At 73.6% G+C, this 22,443-nt stretch carries 20 protein-coding genes and 1 pseudogene; 9 read left to right on the top strand and 12 right to left on the bottom strand.

Annotated elements, in window-relative coordinates; all coding sequences use genetic code 11:
• The first annotated feature begins 39 nt into the window (after positions 1 to 39).
• Both HP445_RS09760 and HP445_RS18640 read left to right on the top strand, forming a co-directional pair.
• Complete coding sequence (locus tag HP445_RS09760; protein ID WP_128780935.1) at positions 40 to 1,317, top strand: NAD(P)/FAD-dependent oxidoreductase; 1,278 nt, start codon at positions 40 to 42, stop codon at positions 1,315 to 1,317.
• A gap of 15 nt (positions 1,318 to 1,332) precedes the next feature.
• On the top strand, positions 1,333 to 2,022 hold the full coding sequence (locus HP445_RS18640; protein ID WP_110863464.1) for a hypothetical protein: 690 nt from the start codon (positions 1,333 to 1,335) through the stop codon (positions 2,020 to 2,022).
• A gap of 52 nt (positions 2,023 to 2,074) precedes the next feature.
• On the opposite strand, the pseudogene HP445_RS18635 reads toward HP445_RS18640, so the two are convergent.
• Positions 2,075 to 2,428, bottom strand: a pseudogene (locus tag HP445_RS18635) (UBP-type zinc finger domain-containing protein); the annotation flags it as partial.
• A 140-nt stretch (positions 2,429 to 2,568) separates the two neighbouring features.
• Here HP445_RS18635 and HP445_RS09750 point away from each other — a divergent pair.
• Positions 2,569 to 3,207 (top strand): acetolactate decarboxylase, encoded by a 639-nt coding sequence (locus tag HP445_RS09750; protein WP_164941204.1) that lies wholly within the window; start codon positions 2,569 to 2,571, stop codon positions 3,205 to 3,207.
• Positions 3,208 to 3,219: 12 nt separating this feature from the next.
• Here HP445_RS09750 and HP445_RS09745 read toward each other — a convergent pair whose 3' ends face one another.
• Both HP445_RS09745 and HP445_RS09740 read right to left on the bottom strand, forming a co-directional pair.
• Positions 3,220 to 6,087 carry an ATP-binding protein gene (locus HP445_RS09745; RefSeq protein WP_128780937.1) on the bottom strand — a complete coding sequence of 956 codons (2,868 nt, stop codon included), beginning with the start codon at positions 6,085 to 6,087 and terminating at the stop codon, positions 3,220 to 3,222.
• Between the two features lie 179 nt (positions 6,088 to 6,266).
• The gene (locus tag HP445_RS09740; protein ID WP_128780938.1) at positions 6,267 to 8,228 is read right to left on the bottom strand and encodes a LuxR family transcriptional regulator; all 1,962 of its coding nucleotides are present in this window, start codon (positions 8,226 to 8,228) and stop codon (positions 6,267 to 6,269) included.
• A 261-nt stretch (positions 8,229 to 8,489) separates the two neighbouring features.
• On the opposite strand from HP445_RS09740, the gene HP445_RS09735 reads away from it, so the two are divergent.
• Together HP445_RS09735 and HP445_RS09730 are read left to right on the top strand one after the other, a co-directional pair.
• Positions 8,490 to 9,545 (top strand): Dyp-type peroxidase, encoded by a 1,056-nt coding sequence (locus HP445_RS09735; protein WP_128780939.1) that lies wholly within the window; start codon positions 8,490 to 8,492, stop codon positions 9,543 to 9,545.
• Entirely contained in the window at positions 9,542 to 10,348 is an 807-nt protein-coding gene (locus HP445_RS09730; RefSeq protein WP_128780940.1) for a family 1 encapsulin nanocompartment shell protein, read from the top strand. The genes HP445_RS09735 and HP445_RS09730 overlap by 4 nt, the downstream gene beginning before the upstream one ends.
• A gap of 168 nt (positions 10,349 to 10,516) precedes the next feature.
• Here HP445_RS09730 and HP445_RS09725 read toward each other — a convergent pair whose 3' ends face one another.
• The 7 genes from HP445_RS09725 to coaBC form a co-directional block, all read right to left on the bottom strand.
• Positions 10,517 to 11,389, bottom strand: a complete 873-nt coding sequence (locus tag HP445_RS09725) for an aggregation-promoting factor C-terminal-like domain-containing protein (RefSeq protein WP_128780941.1) — start codon at positions 11,387 to 11,389, stop codon at positions 10,517 to 10,519.
• Positions 11,390 to 11,687: 298 nt separating this feature from the next.
• Positions 11,688 to 12,143 (bottom strand): MarR family winged helix-turn-helix transcriptional regulator, encoded by a 456-nt coding sequence (locus tag HP445_RS09720; RefSeq protein WP_027466277.1) that lies wholly within the window; start codon positions 12,141 to 12,143, stop codon positions 11,688 to 11,690.
• Positions 12,144 to 12,319: 176 nt separating this feature from the next.
• Positions 12,320 to 12,970 carry a GntR family transcriptional regulator gene (locus tag HP445_RS09715; protein WP_175330806.1) on the bottom strand — a complete coding sequence of 217 codons (651 nt, stop codon included), beginning with the start codon at positions 12,968 to 12,970 and terminating at the stop codon, positions 12,320 to 12,322.
• Positions 12,971 to 13,145: 175 nt separating this feature from the next.
• Positions 13,146 to 13,613 (bottom strand): DUF1810 domain-containing protein, encoded by a 468-nt coding sequence (locus HP445_RS09710; RefSeq protein ID WP_128780943.1) that lies wholly within the window; start codon positions 13,611 to 13,613, stop codon positions 13,146 to 13,148.
• Positions 13,610 to 14,401, bottom strand: a complete 792-nt coding sequence (locus HP445_RS09705; protein WP_163342685.1) for a YqjF family protein — start codon at positions 14,399 to 14,401, stop codon at positions 13,610 to 13,612. Before HP445_RS09705 ends, HP445_RS09710 begins: the two co-directional genes overlap by 4 nt.
• Positions 14,398 to 14,796 (bottom strand): DoxX family protein, encoded by a 399-nt coding sequence (locus HP445_RS09700; protein WP_175330805.1) that lies wholly within the window; start codon positions 14,794 to 14,796, stop codon positions 14,398 to 14,400. Before HP445_RS09700 ends, HP445_RS09705 begins: the two co-directional genes overlap by 4 nt.
• Before the next feature lie 79 nt (positions 14,797 to 14,875).
• Entirely contained in the window at positions 14,876 to 16,144 is a 1,269-nt protein-coding gene (gene coaBC, locus HP445_RS09695; RefSeq protein ID WP_128781090.1) for a bifunctional phosphopantothenoylcysteine decarboxylase/phosphopantothenate--cysteine ligase CoaBC, read from the bottom strand.
• A gap of 64 nt (positions 16,145 to 16,208) precedes the next feature.
• On the opposite strand from coaBC, the gene HP445_RS09690 reads away from it, so the two are divergent.
• On the top strand, positions 16,209 to 17,000 hold the full coding sequence (locus HP445_RS09690) for an NRDE family protein (RefSeq protein WP_164941205.1): 792 nt from the start codon (positions 16,209 to 16,211) through the stop codon (positions 16,998 to 17,000).
• A 179-nt stretch (positions 17,001 to 17,179) separates the two neighbouring features.
• On the opposite strand, the gene HP445_RS09685 is transcribed toward HP445_RS09690, so the two are convergent.
• On the bottom strand, positions 17,180 to 18,118 hold the full coding sequence (locus tag HP445_RS09685; RefSeq protein WP_111095255.1) for an SDR family oxidoreductase: 939 nt from the start codon (positions 18,116 to 18,118) through the stop codon (positions 17,180 to 17,182).
• Positions 18,119 to 18,263: 145 nt separating this feature from the next.
• Between HP445_RS09685 and HP445_RS09680 the strand changes: the two genes are divergently transcribed.
• The 3 genes from HP445_RS09680 to HP445_RS09670 all read left to right on the top strand — a co-directional run bounded on the left by HP445_RS09680 (position 18,264) and on the right by HP445_RS09670 (position 21,031).
• Positions 18,264 to 19,373: an LLM class flavin-dependent oxidoreductase gene (locus HP445_RS09680; protein WP_111233255.1), complete on the top strand. Its 1,110-nt coding sequence runs from the start codon at positions 18,264 to 18,266 to the stop codon at positions 19,371 to 19,373.
• Between the two features lie 207 nt (positions 19,374 to 19,580).
• Entirely contained in the window at positions 19,581 to 20,243 is a 663-nt protein-coding gene (locus tag HP445_RS09675) for a hypothetical protein (protein WP_128780945.1), read from the top strand.
• Positions 20,244 to 20,539: 296 nt separating this feature from the next.
• Positions 20,540 to 21,031 (top strand): pyridoxamine 5'-phosphate oxidase family protein, encoded by a 492-nt coding sequence (locus HP445_RS09670; protein ID WP_164941206.1) that lies wholly within the window; start codon positions 20,540 to 20,542, stop codon positions 21,029 to 21,031.
• Positions 21,032 to 21,139: 108 nt separating this feature from the next.
• On the opposite strand, the gene HP445_RS09665 is transcribed toward HP445_RS09670, so the two are convergent.
• Complete coding sequence (locus HP445_RS09665; protein WP_111038148.1) at positions 21,140 to 22,387, bottom strand: hypothetical protein; 1,248 nt, start codon at positions 22,385 to 22,387, stop codon at positions 21,140 to 21,142.
• Positions 22,388 to 22,443: the final 56 nt, after the last annotated feature.

Here is a 22,443-nt window from a genome sequence, read left to right as displayed (position 1 = left end):
AGTTCCGCACCGATCGTCGTCGCACGGACCGGAGGAGCCATGGAGACCGACGCCGCCGTGGTCCCGTCACGTCGCGTCCGCGTGTACGGACGGCCGTTCGACGCGGACTCCTACGCCCTGCGGGACTTCCTGTCGCGCTCCGTGGTGCAGTTCGACTGGTTCCCGGTCGACGTCGGTGGGGCGGTACCCGACGACCAGGCCGCGGCCGCCGACCGGGTCGATCCGTCGCGGCTCCCGCTCGTGGTGTTCCCCGACGGCACGGAACTGGTCGCACCCACGCTGCGCGAGGTCGCCGACCGGCTCGGGTGGATCCACGCACCGCGCCGCCAGGAGTACGACCTGTCGATCTACGGTGCCGGACCCGCCGGGCTGTCCGCGGCCGTGTACGCCGCCTCCGAAGGGCTCGACGTGGTCCTGCTCGAGCGGGACGCCGTGGGCGGGCAGGCCGGTTCGAGCAGCCTCATCGAGAACTACCTGGGGTTCCCCGAGGGCATCGCCGGGGCGGACCTCGCCGAGCGTGCCCGGGAACAGGCGGTCCGGTTCGGCGCCGAGCTCCTGGTGATGCGCGAGGGGGTGCGCGGGGTCTTCCACGACGGCCGCATCCACGCCGACCTCGCCGACGGCGGCCACGTCGTCGCCCGCGCGAACATCTGCGCGACCGGTGTCGAGTGGCGTCGGCTCGGGCTGCAGCGCGAGCAGGAGCTGCTCGGCTGCGGTGTCTACTACGGTGCCGGGACGAGCGAGGCGGACGGCTGCGCCGGCGAACAGGTCTTCGTGGTCGGCGGGGCGAACTCGGCGGGCCAGGCGGCGATGAACCTGTCCCGCTCCGCGGCGCACGTCACGATGCTCGTCCGGGGAGCGTCACTGTCGGCCACGATGTCGGAGTACCTGAGCGCCAGGATCGCGGCCGCACCGAACGTCACGGTCCGGACGGGCTGCCAGGTCTCGGCGCTGCACGGGGACACCCGACTCGAGTCGATCGAGGTGATCGACGGCGCCGGCGCCGCGGTGCTGCTGCCGGCCACGCGGTTGTTCATCTGCATCGGCGGACGACCGGACACGAGCTGGGCCGAACAGACGCCCATGGTCCGCGACCGCCTCGGGTACCTGGTCACCGGCCCGGACCTCGACGCCGTCGACGGCTCACTCGACCAGTGGCCGCTCGAGCGTCGTCCGTTCTGGCTCGAGACGAACGTGCCCGGCTCCTTCGCCGCCGGGGACGTCCGCGCCGGGTCCGTCAAGCGCGTCGCCGCAGCGGTCGGCGAGGGCGCCATGGCCGTGACCTTCGTCCACCGCCACCTGGCGACGAGCGACTGACCGAGGAGTCCCGTGATGCCCGACGAACCCGACACGACACTGCCGACCGCCGCCGAGTCGATCACCTCCCTGGACCGGCCGACCGCCTTCTTCAACGCCCTGATGACCGAGCACTTCGTCCTCGAGAGCGCGCGGAGCATCACGGTCAGTGAGTCGAGCAGTCGCTCCTCGCTGTACCTCACCACGCTCTCGAGCTCGCTCGTCGCCTTCGGGTTCCTCGCGCACACGCCCTTCGCGCTCGGGTTCCTCGGCGCGATCATCCCGGTGATCGTCCTGCTCGGCGCGTTCACCTACGAACGCCTCGTCGAGACCTCGCTCGAGGACGTCGCCGCGCTCGCCGCGATGCAACGGATCCGCCGCTACTACGGTCGGCTGCTGCCCGAGGCCGACACGTACTTCCCGATGCCCCGCGGGCGGCACGCGGCGAACGAGCTGCTCGACATCGGCCGGGCCCCGTCGTGGTACCGGCTGCTGTTCACGATGTCGTCCGCGATCGCGGTGGTGAACTCGATCGTCGCCGGCGCCGGGGTCGCCATCCTGGTCGACCAGCTCGGCGTCGACGACCCGGGTTCGATCGCGTGGGGCGTCGGATCGGCGGTGGTGCTGGCCGTGGCACACCTGTCGTACCAGGTGCGGTCGCACACCACGATGCACGAGGTGATCGCCCGGTCGGAGGCGCTCGACACCGACCGCAGGCTGCCCTGACCGGTCGCGGGAGGCCGCGACCGGCCGCGACCGGCCGCGACCGGCGTCGGCGTCGCTCGGCCAGCTGCTCCGACCAGTCGCGGGGGAGTCGGTCGGCCGGACCCGGGACCGACTGGGTCGTCGGGTGCGCCTGCGGGTCGGCGAGGCGGGGTCCGTCCACGAAGTCCTGCGCGACGAAGTCCCAGAACCACCCCTCGCCCGGCTCGAACGACTGCATGACCTCGTGCCCGGTGACCGCGAAGTGCGCGGTGGCGTGCCGGTTCAGGGAGTCGTCGCAGCAGCCGACGTGGCCGCAGGCGGCGCACCGACGCAGGTGCACCCACCACGAGCCCGTCGCGTCGCACTCCACGCACCCCGTGCCGGACGGGGGGACGGACGGGGAGACCATGGTCGCGCGTGCACTCATGGTCCAACCGTGCGCCGCGCACCCACCGGAGCGCTTGAGTCAAACGGCGCTGGTACCGCGCGGGCGGACTTCCTACGGTCGAACCGAGGCCGGACGAGGAGTGCGTGGTGCGGGAGACGACGGATGACAGGACCACGTCCTTGACGACCCTCGCCACGTGGGCGCAGCAGGTCGTCGACGATCCTCGGCACCGACGACCGGCCGTCCACGTCCCGGTCGCCGTCGCGGACCTCGGTCGGCACGGCACCCTCGGGCTCGGCGCGCTCGCCGGTACCGGCACCGGCACCGCCGATGGCCTGGTCGTGTTCGACCGCCGGTGCTTCCGGATGCTGCCGGACGGCGCCGCAGCGGTCGCGGACACGGCCGACCCGGTCGCGTTCGCGGTCGTCTCGACGTTCTCGCCCGACCTGGTGGTGACGGTCGCGTCGGTCGCCTCCGTTGCCGACCTGGAGGCCCGGATCGCCGCCGTCCTGCCGCCGCGCGACTTCGCGGTGGCGGTCTCGGTCGACGGCGTCTTCGACGAGGTCCGGACCGAGGACGGCACGACCGGGACGACGGTGCACCGCGCGGTGACGGGGCGTCTCGTCGGCTTCCGGACGCCGGGCCCGGGCGGGGTCCGTGCCGACCTGCACCTCGGGTTCCTCGACGCCACCCGCACCCGCGCCGGAGCGCTCGCCGGGTTCGCGGGGTTCTCCGGGCGGATCGAGCTCGGCTTCTCCACCGCGCCGCACCTGGCGGTTCGTGCGCTCGGTGCCGGGTTCGACGGGGGACCGGTGTGACCCGAGCGGCGGTCAGCCGGAGCGGTGCTGCCGGAACCGCGCCGCGAGCTCCCGGCGGGACGCCACGCCCCACTTCGTGTAGACGTGGCGGACGTGGCTCGTCACCGTGTGGGTCGAGATGAACAGGTCGGACGCGATCTGCTGCGTCGTCAGGCCGGCGGCGACCCGTTCGACGACCTGGGCCTCGCGAGCGGTGAGCCCCGGGAGTCCCGAGGCGCCCGACGCAGCGGGGTCGGCGGTGGCCGCCCGGACGGTCACGCCGACGCCCCGCAGGTGCCGCCGCGACCGTTCGGCCTCGCGCAGGGCACCCGCACTGTCGAACAGCTCCGTCGCCTCCCGCCACACCTCGACGGCCGCGGGCACGGAGCGCCGCCGCAGGGCGCTCCCGAGGTCTTCGAGCGCCGCGGCCAGCACGAGCCGGCGGTCGACCCGGCGCAGCCGCTCCACCGCCGCGCCGAGGTGCTCCACGGAGTCGTGGACGAGTCCGTGCACGTGCAGCCAGGTCCCGCCGCACAGGTCGTTGTCCGGGTTCGCCGTGGCCCGGAGCCGTGCCACTCGTTCGATCCGCTCGAGCCGGTCCCGTCGGCCCCCACGGATCGCGATGCGCGCGAGGTGGACGTCGTCGGCGAAGTCGGCCGGGCTCGACATCGACGCGATCGGCTCCTCCAGGCTCCGCCACGCCACCTCGCTGCGGTCGACGGCGGCCCGGGCGTCGCCGTGTGCGTCCGCTTCGAGCGCCAGCAGCCACGAGCCGGAGCGTGCGAAGGCCGGATCGACGTGCAGGGCCTCGGCGAAGTGCCGCGTCCGGTCGGCCGCTGAGCGGTCGCCCTGCAGCAGCGCCGCACGGAAGAGGACCGTCCCGGCCGTGAGCGCCGCGAACTGACCGAGCTCCAGGTCCTCGGCCAGGTCGAGGACCGACTCGGCCGACGTCTTGGCGTCCTCCAGGCGGCCCTGGTCGAAGAGCACCCGCGTGCGCAGCATCATCCAGGCGGCGGTCGGACGGGCCAGGTGGTTGCGGCGGGTCTCGATGGCGTTCGCCTCGGCGATGCGTCCTGACCGTTCGGTGTCACCGAGTGCACCCGCGAGGAACGCCACCCAGAGCCCCTCGGGCAACCAGGTGCTCGACGAGCCCCCGGTGGCGGCGATCCGGCTCATCGCCGACGTGATCGCCTGCGTCGCGTCCGCGAACCGGCCCTCGTTGAAGGCGAGCACGGACGCGCTGGCCTCGAAGGTGGCGACGGCGACCGGGTCCGCGTCACCGTCGACCGTCGCCCGGGCCTCCCGCAGCGCGGTCGCGAGGTCCGCGTGCCGTCCGGCCTGGGCGAGGTTCAGCGCGCGGACGGCGAGCAGACGGGACCGCACACCGGCGCTCACGCCGGGCAGGGCCAGCGCGGACTCGACCGTCCGCAGCGCTTCCGGCGTCGAGCCCTCGGTCTGCAGCCGCGCCAGGGTGAGGTGCAGGCGTGCGTCGTCCTCCGGAGCGAGGCGCCCCTGCAGGTCGTCGAGCAGCGCACGGGCCTCGGCCGTCCGACCGCTGTGCCAGAGCAGCGGCAGGACGTCGACGACGATGCCGGGCAACGCCGGGGTGCCGTGCGCGACGTCTGCGGCGCGGAGGGCGAGCGCGCCCGCCTCGGTGGGATCCGTGCTCGCGAGGTCGATCGCCACCGTGCGCAGGACCTCGGCGGCCCGGACGTCCCCGCGCTGCGCCACGGTGGCGATGCGCGCGGCGATCGAGACCGGTGGGACACCCTGCCGCAGGAGTTCGTCCACCGCTTGCCGGAGCAGGTCGTCGCGGACGGCCGCGGGGATCATCGACTCCGCCGCCTCGCGGAGGACGTCGTGGCGGAACGACAGATCCGTGCCGTCGTCGACGAGCACCCCCGCCTCGAACGCCTCCTGCAGCCCGGGGAGCAGTCGCTGCACCGGCTGGTCGAGCATCGCCGACAACGACCGCACCGAGAACGAGCGTCCCAGGGTCGCTCCGACCTGCACGAGCTGCTGGGTGGGCTTCGACAGGCGTCGGAGGCCCTCGCGGATCGACGCACCGAACCTCGCCGGCACTGCGGCGCCCGGCATCGTGGCGACGCCGTCCACGATCTCCAGCAGGCCTTCGTCGACGAGCCCGCGGACGAGTTCGGCGACGAGGATCGGGATGTGCTCCGTCCGGCGCGCCGCACGGAGGACCGAGCCGTCCGGCGTCGCGCCGACCAGGTCGGCGATCATCGCGGCGGTGGCCTCTTCGTCGAGCGGGTCGAGGTCGAGGACCCGTCCCGTCGCGGCGAGCTCGTCGACGGTCGCCGTCACCGACGGGTCCTGGTGTTCGGTCCGGACCGCGACGACCCAGAGCACCGGGACGTCGGCGAGTCGACGCGACAGCGATCGGAGCACCGCCAGGGTCGTCGTGTCGCACCACTGCAGGTCGTCGACGACGACCACGACGCCGTCCGACGCCGCGGCCCGCTCCAGGTCGTCCTGGAGCTGCTGGAGGAGCCAGTACCGCGCCTCCGTCTCCAGCGTCACCGCGCTGAGCCGGACGCGGTCGGAGATCGGCCGGGGCCCGGCGCCGAGCGCGTCCATGATCGGTGCGAGCGGGATCAGGCGTGCGTCGCGGTCCGTGCGACCGACGGCCACGCGGAGGCCGGCCGCGGTCGCCTGGTCGACGACGTCCTCGAGCAGCCGCGATTTGCCGACCCCCGCTGCTCCGCGGACGACGAGCACGTCACCGGCACCCCGTGCCAGACCGGCCACGGCATCGGCGACGAGGGCCTGCTCGATGCTCCGGCCGCGGATCGGCAGCCGGTTGCTGGGCACGGCGGACACCGACACGGAGACCTCGTCTCCGCGGGGGAGCAACTCCTCGTCCGTCAACACGGCGGCCACCAGTCCTCGTCGGTGGCTGGAGTCTACGAACGGACCGCGGGCTCGCGACGGGCCCTGCCGTTACCCCGGCGACGGGTTCCGGTGACGTTCCCGGATCGTCCGCCCGGGGTGTCGCGGGTGGTGGCCGGGGCATCCGGGGCCCGCGGGGCGAGCGGCCGGCGAGGGTGTCCCTGACAGGGTCACGTCCGGACGTCGCCCGTCCCGTCGCCGCCCAGTCGCAGGAGCGCATCCCGGAGTCCGGCCCGTGTCGTCACGCCGAGCTTCGGGAACAGCCGGTACAGGTGCCCGCTCACGGTGCGCGGCGAGAGGTACAGCTGCCCGGCGATCTGCTTGTTGGTCAGCCCAGCCGCGGCGAGGGACGCCACACGGCGTTCCTGTTCGCTCAGGTCGACCGCCTCCAGCGCCGTCGGCACCGGACGGGCAGCACCGGCTGCGCGCAGCTCGCGTTCCGCGCGGGCCTGCCAGTCACCCGCACCGAGCACCTCGAAGGCGCGCGCCGCCATCCGGAACTGGCCCCGGGCCTCCAGGGCGTGCATCCCACGACGCAACCACTCGCCGTAGGCCAGGCGGACGCGGGCCACCTCGAACGGCGAGACGTCGCCGTCGACGCTGGCCAGCGCGTCCTCGAAGAGGGCGCGGGCACCGTGCGTCTCGTCGACGACCGCTCGGCAGGCGAGCAGCACCAGGGAGCGGCGCGGGGTCGGCTGGTCGGTGAACGCCCGTTCCGCCCGGGCCACCAGCGCGGCACCGTGGTCGGCCAGGCGGAGCCGCGCAGCCGACTCCACCGCGTCGAGCAGCTCGATCGGTCCGTAGCTGCTCTCGAGCCACCGCCCCGCCCTGCCCGGTCGCGTCGCCGAGCGGCTGTAGGCCTCCTCGAACCGTCCCGTCGCGACGTCGAGCGCGGAGCGGGCGTGCTCCGCAGCCCGGGCGACCAGCGGCGTGCCGTGCTGCGCCGCCCACCGTGCTGCGCGGTCGGCCTTCCGTGCCGCCTGCTCCGGCTCGCCCTGCACGGAGAGCACCAGTGCCTGCAGCGCCTCGGTCAGCGCGACGAGCGTCCCGGCCTGCCAGCGCTCGGCCGCTCGGTGCACGTGGTCGAACGCCGCCCGCGCCGCGTCGAGCCGCCCCGCCTGGTAGTGCGTCACGGCGGCACGGCACGAGCTGAAGTAGCCGAGGAGCCCGGCGTCGCCCGCTCGTCGGAGCGCGGCCTCCACGTGGTCCCGGCGCGGATCCGTCGAGTCGAGCAGCGTCCACGCGATGTGCAGTGCCACGGCCTTCCACGGTTGCGTGTCGGCAGCGGATGCCTGCACCTCGCGGTACAGCGTGGCACGCTCGTGCTCGGTCCGGCCGGATCCGTCGACACAGTCCTCGACGAGCCGCAGCACCGGGTCGAGGTCACGGTCGGCGGTCAGCGCCAGCGCCTCGTCCCACCAGGAGTCGTGCCCGCCGAGGTAGCAGAGCACGTGCAGCGTCGCGACCAGGACGTCGTCGGCGCGCACCCGGTCGGACTCCCGGAGCGCGGTCAGGACGGTCCGCCTGCCGGCGTGCACGTCACCGGACCGGACCGCCCGGACGAACTCGACCGCCGCCACCAGCGACGGATCCGGTCGGGTGCACCGGCGGACGGCCCGTTCGGCCTCGGTGTCGACGAGACCGAAGTCCCCGGTGAAGGCGGCCGAGACGGTGACGGAGACGTCGGCCGACGGCAGCCGGGTGCCCGATCCGGCCAGGGCCCGGCCCTCGCGCACCGCGACCACCACGACCGTCCCGAGGTCCCGCGCCAGTGCGGCGAGCAGGTCCTGCAGCACGGTCCTGGCGTCCTGGTCGAGTGCGTCGAAGTCCTCGACGAGCACGGCGCTGCGGGTGGGCCCCGGTGCCCCGGCGTCGTGCGCCCGGACGAGGGCGAGCCACGGGGCCAGCGACGCTGCCTCGATGACGGGGTCACCGCCCACCGCACGCCACCGGACGACCGTGTGGCCGTCCGCCCGGGCGGCGTCCGTGATGTCCGCGAGCGCCCGTGCCCGGGCGGAAGCGGCCGGTCCGGTGACGACCACGAAGGGATCGGTGCCACCGGACGGCGAGCGCAGCGCCCGCCCGGTGCCGTCGTCGTGCGCCGGTCGTGCGTCCGAGATGCTGATCGTCATCGTCGCTCCTGGATCGTCGGTCGTCCGCCGCCCGGGAGGCCCGTGGCGGCTGCTCCGGACGCTAGCGACGACGACGCGGTCACCACATCACCCCGTGGTCGCGCGGGCATCCCCCCTTGCGGAGCGGGTCATCCGACTCAGGCATGACGGGGTGCCGGGTGGCGATGCTCGACGGGAGACACCCCACGGCACCGAACCGCACCGTCAGGACGGCTGCGGAGGAAAGGCGGACACCATGGCCTCCGTCCACGGCGCACCCTGATGCCCGGCGCACCGGGCAGCCGCGTCCCCATCGACGCGCAGAGCGTCGACGCACCGCTGTCCCGTTCGGCGGTGTTCCTGACCATCGACGTCGGGCCGGACGACGACGACCTCGATGCCGTCCGCGACGTGCTCAGCGACCTCGACGGCCTGCTGAAGACGGTCGGGTTCCGCGACCTCGACGCGCACCTGTCCTGCGTCGTCGGGATCGGGGCGGTGGCGTGGGACCGGTTCTCGCCGCATGCCCGCCCGGACGCGCTGCACCCGTTCCCCGCCCTGACCGGACCGGTCCACTCGGCGCCGTCCACCGGGGGAGACCTGCTCTTCCACATCCGGGGTGAACGCACCGACGTCTGCTTCGAGTTCGAGCGCCTGCTGCTCGCCGCGCTCGGGGACCACGTCACCGTGGTCGACGAGGTCAGCGGCTTCCGGTACTTCGACACCCGCGACCTGCTCGGCTTCGTGGACGGCACGGCGAACCCGGTCGCGCAGGACCTGGCAGCCTCCGCACTCGTCGGTGCGGACGACCCGGACTGGGCCGGCGGCAGCTACGTCGTCGTCCAGAAGTACCTGCACGACCTGCCGGCGTGGAACGCCCTCGGGACGGACGCGCAGGAACGCATCATCGGCCGGTCGAAGTCGGACAACGTGGAGCGGGACAGCGCCACCGAGGTCCGGCCGTCGCACAAGTCGCTCGCGACCATCGTCGACGACGACGGGGTCGAGCACGACGTCCTCCGCGACAACATGCCCTTCGGTCGACCCGGCAGCGGGGAGTACGGCACCTACTTCATCGGCTACAGCGGTGAGCTCTGGGTGCTCGAACGGATGCTGGAACGGATGTTCGTCGGCGATCCTCCCGGGACGTACGACCGGCTGCTCGACTTCTCGCGCGCGGTCACCGGAGCGACGTTCTTCGCCCCCGCACGCGATCGTCTGGTGGACCTCGCCGCGCTCGCGACACCACCGTCGCCGTCCGTGGTGGCGGCTCCCGACGCCACCGGTCCCGGTCTCGGCATCGGTTCACTCCGCAGCACGGAAGGGCACACGCCATGAACCACCTCCTCCGCGAACTCGCGCCGTTCGGTGCCGACACCTGGGCGGTGCTCGACGCCGAGGCCCGTGACCGGCTGGTCCCGGCGCTCGCCGCGCGGCGCATCGTCGACTTCGACGGCCCGCGCGGCTGGCAGTGGTCGTCGGTCGACCTCGGCCGCACCGACGCGGTGACCGGCGGGGTCGCCGACGGCATCACCGCACGGCGCCGCCGGGTCCTGCCGCTCTGCGAGGTCCGCGCGACCTTCACCGTCGCGCTCGAGGAACTCGTGGACTCCTCCCGCGGTGCCACCGACGTCGACCTGGGTGACCTCGACGCGGCCGTGCTGCGGCTCGCGGCCCACGAGAACCGGGCGACGCTCCGCGGGTGGCCGGAGGGCGGCATCACCGGAGCCGGACACGCGTCGACCCAGCCCGCGCATTCGCACGACGGCTCGCCGACATCGTTCCGGGCCGCGGTCACCGCTGCGGTCGCCGCACTCCGCGACGTCGGGGTCGCCGGGCCGTACGCCCTGGCGTGCAGCCCGCGTGACTGGGCGGACATCGTCGAGACCGACGACGCCGGCACACCCCTGCGTGAGCAGCTCGAGGGCATCACCGGCGGTCAGGTCGAGCGAGCGCCCGGCATCGACGAGTCGCTGCTGATCAGTCAGCGCGGCGGGGACTTCGTGTTCACCGTCGGCGAGGACCTGGCCCTCGGCTACCTGGGCCACGACGGCGTCGACGTCACGATGTACGTCGAGGAGACCTTCGCGTTCCAGGTGAACACCCCCGAGGCGTCCGTCGTCCTCCGCCGGTCACTCTGAGGAGCAGACACGACGAGCGGCCCTGCGGGCGGACCCGGTGCCCACCCGCACCGACGTGCGCGTCGCGCGGGTGGGCTGACCGCGACCACGCAACGCAACGGGAGGCCCGTGGCGGATCCGCCACGGGCCTCCCGTCCGTCTGCCGGTCGCCATCGCGACCCGCGCCGATCAGTAGAAGTTGTTCGCCTGCGAGTGCCCCCACGCCGCGCACGGGGTGCCGTACGCCGAGCTGATGTACTGCAGGCCCCAGGTGATCTGGGTGGTGGCGTTGGTGCGCCAGTCCGCGGCGATCGTGGCCATCTTCGAGCCGGGGAGCGCCTGCGGGATGCCGGTCGCGCCGCCGTTCGCGTTGACGGCCTGGTAGTTCCAGCCGGACTCCTTGGTCCACAGGTTGTCCAGGCACTGGAACTGGTCGGCACCCCAGCCGTACTCCGACGACGCGAGCGAGCTCGCCGTGGCCTTGGCACCGGCGACGGTGTTGCCGGCGGCGAGCTTCCGGGCGGCCTCCGCTGCCTCGGCGGCAGCCTTCCGCTCGGCTGCGGCCTTCGCTGCCGCCGCGGCCTTCGCGTCGACGTCCCGCTTGTCCTGCGTGGCGCTCGCCTGGGCGACGTGCGTGGTCGACGCGACCGTCGTCGAGATGCGGTTCGTCAGCGCAGCGCCGGACAGGTCCGGGTAGTCGCTCAGGGCGTCGACGCGCTGTTCGAGCGCCGAGGTGTCGACCTTGTGGTTCGCGGTCTGCATGACGGTCTTCGCCGTGGTGATCGTGGCGGCGGCCTGGGCGCGGTCGAGCGCGGTGCCGCGCAGGGCGGGCTCTACGGTCGCCGAGGCGCTCGGGGTGCCGGTCGGCATGCCGAGGGCCTCGCCGATGGCGGGCTGCGTGCCGACGGTCAGGGCGCCACCGGCGACGGCGAGGACGGCTGCGCCGCCGGCGATCAGTGTCGCGCGGTGGCGTAGGGCCCGGCGCATCCGGCGGGTGGGGGTGTTCAGGGCTTCACGTCGGGTCGAGGCCGTCGTGGTGGGGAGCTCAGGGGTGTGTCGCATCGGTTCCGCAGGTCGGCGGCTCGGTGGGGGAGGGACTCCCGCTCGCGCGACCGAGGTCGTGCGGGCACGCCGGAGGCTGGCGGTGTCGGTGACACCGTCGACGACGATGAGGAGTCCTCGAGCCGGTGAGGACCGGACGGTGGTGTGGGGCCCGTCCGTCCGCCGGGAGCAGCCGTGGGGTGGCCGCGGTCAGGCGGAGCCGACACCATGACCGGTCAGACTGGGCAGCGCGTCCAGGAACGCTGGCAGAACGGTCCGTCCACCGCTTGGTAACGGTTCGGTAACGGTCGCGCGGGGCCTAGAAGGTGTGAGGTTCCTGGGCGTGCTCGCCCTGGGCGACGCGCTCGAGCGCGGCCAAGGCGCCGGCGATCGCCTGGACGTCCGACTCGTCGAGTTCGGCGATGAGTTCGGCGACGATCCCGGTGCGGTTCGCGCGGGCCTGCTCGACCGCCTCGATGCCCTCCGGCGTGGCCGTCACCATGAACGCCCGGCCGTCGCGCGGGTCGGCCTCGCGCTGGATGAAGCCGCGCTGCTCGAGCTCGGTCAGGATGCGGGTCATCGTGGGCTTCGTGACCACCTCGATCCGCGACAGGTCGCCGGGGCGCAGGGGTCCGTGCCGCTGGATCGACGCGAGCGCCGACACGATGCCGTACCCGAGCGAGGCCGAGTCGGTGCGGGCCCGTCGGTTGATCCGACCGACCGCGGCGGCCAGGCGTGCGGCGACCTCGGTACGGTCCGTCGGGCGGGGGTTCATGTGCTGCTCCGGGTGCCTGGTTCAGGTGGTCGCCAGCGATGCTATCGGTCCGCGCGGCCCCGGGACTGGGAGCGTCACGCGCGTGGCCGGGCCGCCGGCCGGGAGGCCCGTGGAACGTCGACCGCCCGCCTCGCGTGTGCGAGACGGGCGGTTCCTGTACGCGGGTACAGGTGGACTCAGTGCTTCTCGCCCGGCAGCTGGTGGATCGCCTCGGTCGCGAGCTCGGCCGTGACGTTGTCGCCGGTTTCGGTCGCCGCCCGGAGCCGCCGGAAGTCCTCGGTCATCCGGTCCCAGTCGACCAGTTCGTCGAGGTTCGGCAGTCGCAGCCGGAACGCCAGGCCGTCCATCGTGTCGCGGCAGACGCGCTGCAGGTTCTCGTTACCGCACTCGGCGACGTACAGGGCGAAGACGTCGAGGGCGTCATGGTTGACGGCGGCGACCTCGTGGGCCTCGAGCTCGGTGATCGTCTTGTCGAGCTGGGACAGGATCTTCTTCCGGCTCGCCGAACCGAGGCGCGGGACCGCGAGCCGGACCACGCCGCCGAACAGCACGCCGAGGGTCTGCATCGCTTCGATGACCTCGGCGGGGTCCGGTGTGGTGACGCGGGTGTACCGGTTCGGGGCCATCTCGATCAGGCCGGCGCGGGACAGCTGGCTCAGGGCCTCGCGGATGGGGGTCCGGGAGACGCCGAGCCACGAGATGAGCTCGTCGTCGTTCAGTCGTTCGCCCGGCAGGAGCGTGCCGTCCATGATCGCGTCGTGGATCTTGTGACGGACGGTGTCACGGAGCAGCTGGTGCTCGGTCGGGGCGCTGCGGGGGACCGGCATGCGTTCTCCTTCGGGGGCGGCGGCGTCGGGGCGCCGGGCGAACGGGCACGGTCGACATCGCTCGTGCTCGCATCACCGTACCTGATATGACAACGGCGTTGCGGTCGGCTCAGCGCGTGTCAGTGTCGACGTTCAGATGCCGGTCGCGCGCGTCGGGCGTCGTGCGTCGTGCATGTCACTCGCGATCCGAGCGCTCCCCGAGCAGGCGGACCGTGGCCGGGTCCTCGGCGCCGGCGTACCAGCGGTCCAGCACGGCGGCGAACGGCCGCGGGTCGGTCGCGACCCGGGCGAAGAGCGTCATCGACGACCGGAGCTTCACCGAGTCGATGCCCCCGAGCAGGGCGTCGGCAGAGCGGGCGGGGGCGTCGTGTGCGACGTCGGTCGCCGTGCGCAGACGGGGCCCGAGCACCGGGTGCGCCAGGTAGGCGCGGGCTTCGTCCACGCCGGTGATCGCGTAGCGCACGGCCGTGGCGCTCCGCCCCAGGCCGGCCAGCTGCGGGAACACGAACCACATCCAGTGCGACGACTTCCGGCCCCGGCGGAGTTCGTCGAGCGCGACGTCGTGGACGCCCTGCTGGGCCCGGACGAAGCGGTCGAGGTCGAAACGGTCGTCGGCCTGTGCATCGGGCTGTTCGTCCGTCACCGGACGACCCCGCCCCAGCCGTACCGGACGGTCGTACCGTCGACCACGAGCAGGGAGTCCGGCGCCCGGTCGAACAGTCCGGGCATGCCGACGGCGTCGGGCAGGTCGCCCTCGAGCCGGTCGAGCGTGGCCGAACGGGTGGTGAGCACCGGGTGCTGCCGCTGCCAGAACAGGGTCTGCGCCAGGTACCGCGCATGGATGCCGGCGCGGGTGGTGAGCTCGGCGGCCAGCGGGGTGTCGACGACCTCGCCGGCGGTCACCCGCACCGAGGCCGCGTGCTTCGGGCGCACCGCACCGGTCGGGCGTTCCTGCCGGAGCGACCGCGCCCACCGCACCGGGTGCAGCGCGCGGGTCGGGTGCCGGACGGACCGGTGCGCCACCGCGTCACCGCGGCGACGCGAACGTGCGTGGGCGAACGTGTACGGCACGCCGAGCAGTGCGTGCGCGGCCACGATGGCGGGCACGTTCGCGGTGTCGACCGTGCGGTAGGTCACCCCGCGCCGCCCCTGGTCGTCCACCGTGAGCACCTCGATCGTGACCTCGGTCATGGTGCCGAGCCGCCCGGCAGACGGGAACGGCGGCACCCGGGTCTCCCGGAACACGTACGCCGACAGCCCCACCCAGGCGCTGCCGTCGACCACGTCCGGACGGGTCCCGCGGGGGACGAGCCGCTGCAGCGACGCCGGGTCGTGCCGCCAGTGCGCGAACACGATGTCCTCCCAGGCGTGCTGGGTGACCGGGCGGTGCAGCAGCGGCACCGCCGCCCGGGTCCACGACGGCTGGGTCACGGCTTCGGTGCGTGCCGACCGACGCGCATGCTCCAGAGGACCAGCGGCAGCTGCAGGGGGAGCCGCAGGACCCCGATCAGCCGCATCGCCCGGCTCGAGCGGGGATGGTCGAGCAGGTCGTTCGCCATCTTGAGGTTCGCCGGGAACACCGCCGCGAACAGCGCAGCCGCCGCCCAGCCCGAGGCACGGCGGGTGGCGGGGAACGCGAGCCCGGCGGCGATGCCCAGCTCGGCCACCCCGGAGGCCAGCGTGGTCAGCCGCGGGGGCAGGGCCTCCGGCACGATCCGGTCGAAGTGGGTCGGGCGCAGGAAGTGCATGGTGCCCGCCGCGCCGAGGGCCACCGCCAGGATGGTGGCCGTGCGGTTGGCACGTTTGATCCGCTCACGTCGTCGCATGCGCCCCATCGTGCCCGCTCGTCCTCGGAAGCAGCCGGAGACGCTGCTCACGTCAGTGTGCGTTCACGTCAGTGTGCATTCACGTCAGTGCGGTCGCGACGAGGTCGAGGACCGCCGTCGCCACCTCGGCCTTCGTGCCGGAGGTCTCGCGGACCACCTCGCCACCGGGCACCAGGACCTCGATCGCGTTCTCCTCGCGCTCGAAGCCGGCCGACCAGCCGACGTGGTTCACGACGAGCAGGTCCGCCGGCTTCCGGCTGATCTTCGCGCGCCCGAGCTCGATCCGCGCGTCGCGGTCGGGCTCGGTCTCGGCGGCGAACCCGACGATGATCTGCCCGGTCCGCCGCGCCGCCACGAGGTCGGCGAGCACGTCCGGGTTCCGCACCAGCTCGAGCGTCATGCGCTCGCCCTGGGCGTCCTTCTTGAGCTTCTCGGTGAGCACCTCGGCCGGACGGTAGTCGGCGACGGCGGCGGTCATCACGACGACGTCCGCTTCGGTGGCGGCGGCGTGCACGGCCTCGGCGAGTTCGAGTGCGGACCCGACGGGCACCACGGTCGCGTCCAGCCCGGCGGTCAGCGAACCCTCGACGTTCGCGGCGACGAGGGTCACGGACGCGCCACGGCGGATGGCGTCCGCGGCGATCGCGATGCCCTGGCGGCCGCTCGAGCGGTTGCCGACGAACCGCACCGGGTCGAAGGGCTCGCGGGTGCCGCCCGCGCTGACGACGACGCGGACGCCGGCCAGGTCGCCCTGTTCGCCACGGGCCCCGGTGCTGGACGCGGTGCTGGTCTCAGCACTGCGGCGGCCGGCCGGGGCGGGGTGCTGGTCGAGCACGGCGAGTGCTGCGGCGACGATGTCCTCGGGCTCCGCCATCCGACCGATGCCCGCGTCGTCGCCGGTGAGCGCGCCGACGACCGGTCCGACCAGGTGGACGCCGCGGTCACGCAGCGTGGCGACGTTCGCACGGGTCGCGGGGTGCTCCCACATCTGCGGGTGCATCGCCGGGGCGACGACGACGGGTGCCTCGGTCGCGAGCAGCGTCGTGCCGAGCAGGTCGCTCGCCAGGCCGTGCGCCATCCGCGCCAACGAGTCGGCGGTGGCGGGTGCGATGACGACCAGGTCGGCCCGGCGACCGAGCGCGACGTGGCGCACCTCGGCGACGTCGTCCCACACGCTCGTGGTGACGGGGTTGCGGCTGAGGGCCTCGAGCGTCGGCAGCCCGACGAAGCGCAGGGCGCCCTCGGTCGGGACGACGTGCACGTTGTGGCCGCGCTTGACGAGGTCGCGGACGACCCCGACGGCCTTGTAGGCGGCGATGCCCCCGGTGATCCCCACGATGACGGTCAGGGCGCGCTCTGCTGCTGCGTTCACCTGGCTCACGCTACCGGGGCCACGTGCGAGGATCGACGGCATGTGCACCGTCGTCGTCCGCGTCGACCCCGGGTCCGCGTGGCCCGTCACCGTGCTCGCCCTGCGGGACGAGTCGCCCGAGCGCCCGTGGGACCCGCCCGCTGCCTGGTGGCCGGACCGGGACCCGGACCTCCGAGGTGTCCGTGACCGCTCCGCCGGTGGTGCGTGGCTCGCCGCGTCCGACCGCGCCGGCCTGGCCGTGGTGCTCAACCGCGCCGAACCCGTGACCAGCGTCGACGGCACGTGGACGACCCGCGGCGTGGTGCCGGTGGACGCCGTCGCCGACGACCTGCTGCCCGGACACGACGGCACACTGCCGACCACCCGGGCCTTCAACCTGGTGCGCGCCACGGCCGAGGGTGCCTCGGTGCTGACCTGGGACGGTGAACAGGTCCGCACCACCGACCTCGGCCCCGGCGTCCACATGGTCACGCACGGTGCGGCCGACGACCCCGCGGCGCCGCGCATCGGTCGGTGGCTCGGGGCCTTCCGCGCCGTCGACGCCCCGGCCGGCCCACCGGTGCTCGGCCCGTTCGACGAACTCCACACCGTGGACTCCGGTGGCGACGCCGGGGACGGCTGGGGTGGCTGGTTCGGCGTGCTGGCGGAGTCCGCAGCGTTGCCGAGCGACCACCCCGACGCGATCCTCCGCGACGTGCACGAGGCCGAGGGGCACATGACGACCCTGTCGATCGTCGCCGCGGCGATCGCGCCGGGCCGCACCGTCCTGCAGCACGCCCGCCTGACCGAACCCGGGAAGCTGGACGGGTCGGTGGAGCTGCACCGCGCCTGACGCTGGCGACGCGACGGACCCGCCCCGGGCCTCCCGGCCGCGCCCCGCGCCCGCGCCCCAACGCGCACGACGTCCGAGTGGTGCGAGGTTGCGTCCTCGGTGCGCCCCGCGCCCCCTCGCACCACGCCCGGAACCTCGCACGGGCCGTGGCGCCCCTCGCACCGTGCGAGGCGTCTCGGCTAGAGCGGCGGGCGCGTCCCGGTGAGGTCCTCGGCGACGGCCCAGAGCGAGCGGGCGAGGTCGGCGCTCCGCGCGGACCCGGGGATCGACACGGTGGTGGTCGGACCGGTCATGCCGAACGGACCCGAGGGGCCGTAGTACGCGCCGCCCACGGCGTTCGGCCCGACCGCCGCGTACAGCAGCGGCTCGGTGCCCTGCTCGACGGCCTGGGTGAACGGCAGGGCGCGGTTGCTCGACCGCACCGGCTTCGACCGACCGAGCGAGCGCCCTGCTGCCTGCAGGTTCGTCCGGGTGTAGCCGGGGTGGGCGGCGGTGCTGACCAGTGGCACGTCGGCCTCGACGGTCAGGCGGTGCAGGTGCAGTGCGAGCAGCAGGTCGGCGAGCTTCGACTGCGCGTAGGCGCGCCAGCCGTTGTAGCCGCGCTCCCACTGCAGGTCGGCGAAGCGGATCCGGCCGGGGATCGCGGCGAGGCTCGACATCGTGACGACCCGGGGTGCCTCGGCGAGGGGTGCACCGGTCCGAGCTGCCCCGGCGCGCAGCAGCGACGGCAGCAGCAGGTTCGTCAGGGCGAACGGGCCGAGGAAGTTCGTGCCGAACTGCAGCTCGAACCCGTCGACGGTCTCGAAGCGCTCCGGCGGGGCCATCACACCGGCGTTGTTGACCAGGACGTCGATCGGACGTTCCTCGTCGACGATGCCGCTGGCGAAGCGGCGGACGCTCGCCAGGTCGGCGAGGTCGAGTTCGCGGACCTCCACGTCGGCTGCGGGGTGGGCGGCGCGGATGCCGGCGGCGGCGGTCTCGCCCTTCTCGGTGCTGCGGACGGCGAGCACGACACTGGCGCCGGCTCCGGCGAGGCGCAGGGCGGCCTCCTGTCCGGTGCCGCTGTTGGACCCGGTGACGACGATGCGGCGTCCGGTCTGGTCGGGGAGGTTCGGCATGCGGGTGACCGTACTCGTCCGGGCTGGCCGACCCCGGTCCGGGCCCGGCCCGGGCCCGTGCCGACCCGGTCGCCGACCCCGTGCGCGCACGCCGCCGCCGTGCTATGTTGATGCAAACGCATGGAAGTGCGACCAGGAGGACACCATGAGCAACGCATTCGGCACCGACCGTCCCTCGGACGTCCCGCCGCCCGCACCCGACCGGATCGGACCGCTGCAGCTCGGCCTCGACACCTTCGGTGACGTCACCGAGCGTGCCGACGGCAGCCTGCAGTCCGACGCGCAGAGCATCCGCGACGTCGTCGACCAGGCCGTCCTCGCCGACCAGGTCGGCGTCGACTTCATCGGCGTCGGGGAGCACCACCGAGCCGACTTCGTCGTGAGCGCCCCCGAGGTCGTCCTCGCCGCGATCGCCGCCAGCACCGAGCGCATCCGGATGGGCTCCGCGGTCACGGTGCTGTCCTCCGACGACCCCGTCCGCGTGTACGAGCGCTTCGCCACCGTCGACGCCCTGTCGAACGGCCGCGCCGAGGTCATCCTGGGCCGTGGCTCCTTCACCGAGTCGTTCCCGCTGTTCGGCTACGAGCTGAGCGACTACGAGGTCCTGTTCGAGGAGAAGCTCCAGCTCTGGGCAGCCCTGCGCGGCGGCGACGCCGTCACCTGGTCCGGCACGAAGCGCGCGGGCCTGGTCGACCAGGACGTCTTCCCGAAGCTCGAGCACGGCGCCATCCCGACGTGGATCGGCGTCGGCGGCTCCCCGCAGTCGGTCATCCGTGCCGCGTCGTACGGCCTGCCGCTGTTCCTCGCCATCATCGGCGGGCAGCCCGCCCAGTTCGCCCCGTTCTCGCGCCTGTACCGCCAGGCCCTCGCGCAGCTCGACCTGCCGCAGCAGCCCATCGCGATGCACTCGCCGGGCTTCGTGGCAGCCACCGACGAAGAGGCCGCCGAGCGCTACTGGCCGTACCACAAGGCCGTCACCGACCAGCTCGGCCGGGAGCGCGGCTGGCCGCCCCTCGACGTCGCCGGGTACCGCGCGAGCCTGTCGGCCGGTGGTTCGCTCTACGTCGGCTCCCCGGAGACCGTCGCCCGCAAGGTCGCGCGCAACATGCGGATCCTCGGGGCCTCGCGCTTCGACATGCGGTACGCGACGGGTCGCCTGCCGCACGCCGACATGATGCGCTCGATCGAGCTCTACGGCACCGAGGTCGCGCCCCGCGTACGCGAGCTGCTGGCGCAGCCCGTCCCCGTCGCCTGACGTTCGCTGGCCCGTCCGGGGTCCGGTCGGGTCCGGTCCGCAAAACACCGGTGTTCGCACTCCGCACCACCCTTCACGGGTGTTCGGAGCGTGGACACCGGTGTCTTGCGTTCAGGTTCCGTCTGACACGGCCGCGCAGGCAACGGCCGGGAGGCCCGGGGCGGCCCCCGAGATCGGCTCACGGGGGCCACGGGTACGGTCCAGGGCATGTCGTCACGCCCCGACCACGCCTCCGGTCCCGCTGCTGGTCACGCCTCCGACTCCGTCGTCGAACGCCGGTTCCGCGGCCGGATCATGGGCGTCGGCACCACCTCGGGCGTCCGGATCGTCGTCGGGATGTGGGACCGGTCGCCGTTCGGGCCGTTCACGGACGTGTTCCTCGAGCTCCCCGACGGCACCAGCGTGCTGCTCGCACCCGACGAGATCGTCGCCGCGTACGTCTCCGGCACCTACCGCTTCGACACGGTCTCGGTCGTCGACGTCCGCGCTCGCCGCACCGCCAGCGGGCTCGAGCTGTCCGCCGGGGCACTGCAGGCCTCGATCGACGTCGGCGGCATCTCGCCGCTCGGCCGGATCCTGCGCATCGTCCCGAAGCCGATCGCCCGCGATCCGCGCTGGCTCGCCGCGATCGACCCGGTGGCACGCCTGCTCGCGCCCGGGTCCGGGACCGCGGGCTCGGCGGGCAACGGCCGGCGCGAGTACTACGGCGTCACCGGGGCGCACGACGTCACCGGCGTGCGGGGGACCTGGGCGGGGGAGTCCCTCGGGGATCTGGCGCCGCTCGACCCGCCCGTGGCGTTCGGCTTCGCCTCGATGCCGAAGATCCCGCAGGTCGTCGACGTCGAGACCACGATCCGCGAACCCGCCTGACCCGCGCCCACCCTGCGCCCGACCCCCGCCGCACTTCGTGAGCAGGAACGGTCGGTTCGCCGGTGCGGACGCGACATCGTGTGCTCACGATCCCGACGTCGTGGACGGCGCGCGCGCCGGGCGGGGGCGGCGAGGCGGAGGTGCGCCGGGCCTCCAGGCCGACCGCGACCGGACCACGTCGACGCGCCGGGCTGACGCGTCCAGCGCCGGAGGGGCACACTGGTCGGAACGGTACGGCCCCGTGCACCGACGGTCGCACGTCGGCGGAAGCGGGGCGCATGACGCAAAGGAGCACCATGACCGACACACAGACGGACCAGCGCGCCGCCATCTCGGACATCGTCCACGGCGCCCACACGGCACTGCTCACCACGGTGAGCGAGGACGGGAACCTGCACGCCAGGCCCCTCGCGGTGCAGGACAAGACGTTCCACGGGATCCTGCGGTTCCTGGTGCAGGACGGCAGCGAGAAGGTCGAGGACATCGCGCGGAACCCGCACGTCAACGTCTCGATCGAGTCGCAGGGCGGGTACCTGTCCATCGCCGGGACCGCGACCGTGACCCAGGACGACTCGGTCGTCGATGAGCTGTGGTCCCCGTTCGCCGAGGCCTGGTTCCCGGAGGGCCGCCAGGACCCGTCGATCCGGCTGCTGACGGTCGAGGGGGTCTCGGTCGAGTACTGGACCCAGGACACTGGCCCGGTCGGCAGCCTGGTGCAGATGTTCAAGGCGGCGCTCGGCAAGCAGAGCCAGCCGGACACCGGCGACCACGGCACGATCGAGCTCTGAGGCGCGACGCCTGACGCGCCCTGACACGACGCGACGCCGTCGTCCTGTCCGGACGGCGGCGTCGCGTCATGTCGGGACGCGTGCCTCCGAGAGCTGCGCGTCAGCCGCTCACGGAGGGCCGAGCAGCCACAGCACCGCGACCAGCACCGGCTGCCCGGCCAGTGCGGCCGTCACGAAGGTCCACCGCATCCAGGGCTTCGCGACCAGCTCGGGTGACCCGAACAGCGGCGCGAGCGGCATGAGCAGCCGCGGGGTCGAGGCCATCGGCAGCGACACCGCGAAGATGTACAGCGCGTACGCGGCCGAGTACAGCACCGTCGTGGGCCCGAGTCGCAGCGTCGAGCGGCGGAGCAGCCAGATCGGGTACGTGACGAGCAGGAACACCACGATCAGGATCCCGCCCACGCCGAGCCAGCGACCCGCGATGAGGAACCACGGCGTCAGCGGCACGAAGTCCACCCGGCCGATGAAGTTCACCCACCAGGACATCTCGGTCTCCAGGTAGGCGTTCGGCGTCCCGGTGGCGTGCGAGGCGATCACCGGCCAGGCGAGCCCGGCGAGGACCATGGTCAGGCCCGCGGCGACGACCCGGACCTGCTCGCGGAGCGGGAAGCCCTCGAACACCCGGCCGGTCTCGCGCCGTGCACGGACCCACCGCACGAGTGCGACGACGCCGAGCACGAGCGGGATCGCCAGGGCACCGGGGCGGGTGAAGGCCGCGGCGACGCCGAGTGCCGTCAGGAGCCCGTAGCGCCGACGCTCCAGGGCGAGCAGCGCCCCGAAGGACAGCGCGAGGAACATGCTCTCCGCGTACCCGACCTGCAGCAGGAACGACAGCGGACCGCAGCTGAAGAAGAAGACCGCCCACATCGCCGCGGCGTGCCCGGCGCGATCCCGCACCAGACGGTGCAACAGGTAGGTGGCGAGCAGCCCGGCGACGATCGCGACGAGCGGGGCGCCGAGTTCGAACGGCACCCCGGTCGAGGCGGTCAGCGCCCGGATCGTGAAGGGGAACGCCGGCAGGAAGGCCCAGGCGTTCTGCGCGACGTTGCCGGCGGCGTCGAGCGGCAGCGCGTCGGGGTACCCGTGCAGCGAGATCTGCTCGTAGTACTGCCCGTCCCAGGCCACCAGGAAGGCACCGAACCCGTGCTCGTTGCCCCAGATCGCGTTGCCCGGCAGCGCGCGACCGATGAGCGGGTAGGCGAGCGCGAGCCACAGGGTCGACAGGACCCGGCCGCCCGTCCAGACGAGCAGGACCGCCGCCCACGCCGGCAGCGAGGCAACGGTGTCCAGGACACGTCGTCGACCGCTGGCCGTGCCCGCGGCGACCACGCCGGCACTGTCGGTGCGGCTCACGCGCGAGTTCCTCGGCGTTCGTGTGGTCGGGTCGGCACCCGGACAGGTTAGTCGGC

The sequence above is a fragment of the Curtobacterium flaccumfaciens genome, from assembly GCF_013359815.1.
GTDB lineage: Bacteria > Actinomycetota > Actinomycetes > Actinomycetales > Microbacteriaceae > Curtobacterium > Curtobacterium flaccumfaciens.
Note: the sequence above shows the minus strand (reverse complement) of the source record. Positions and strands in the feature narration are given on the sequence as shown.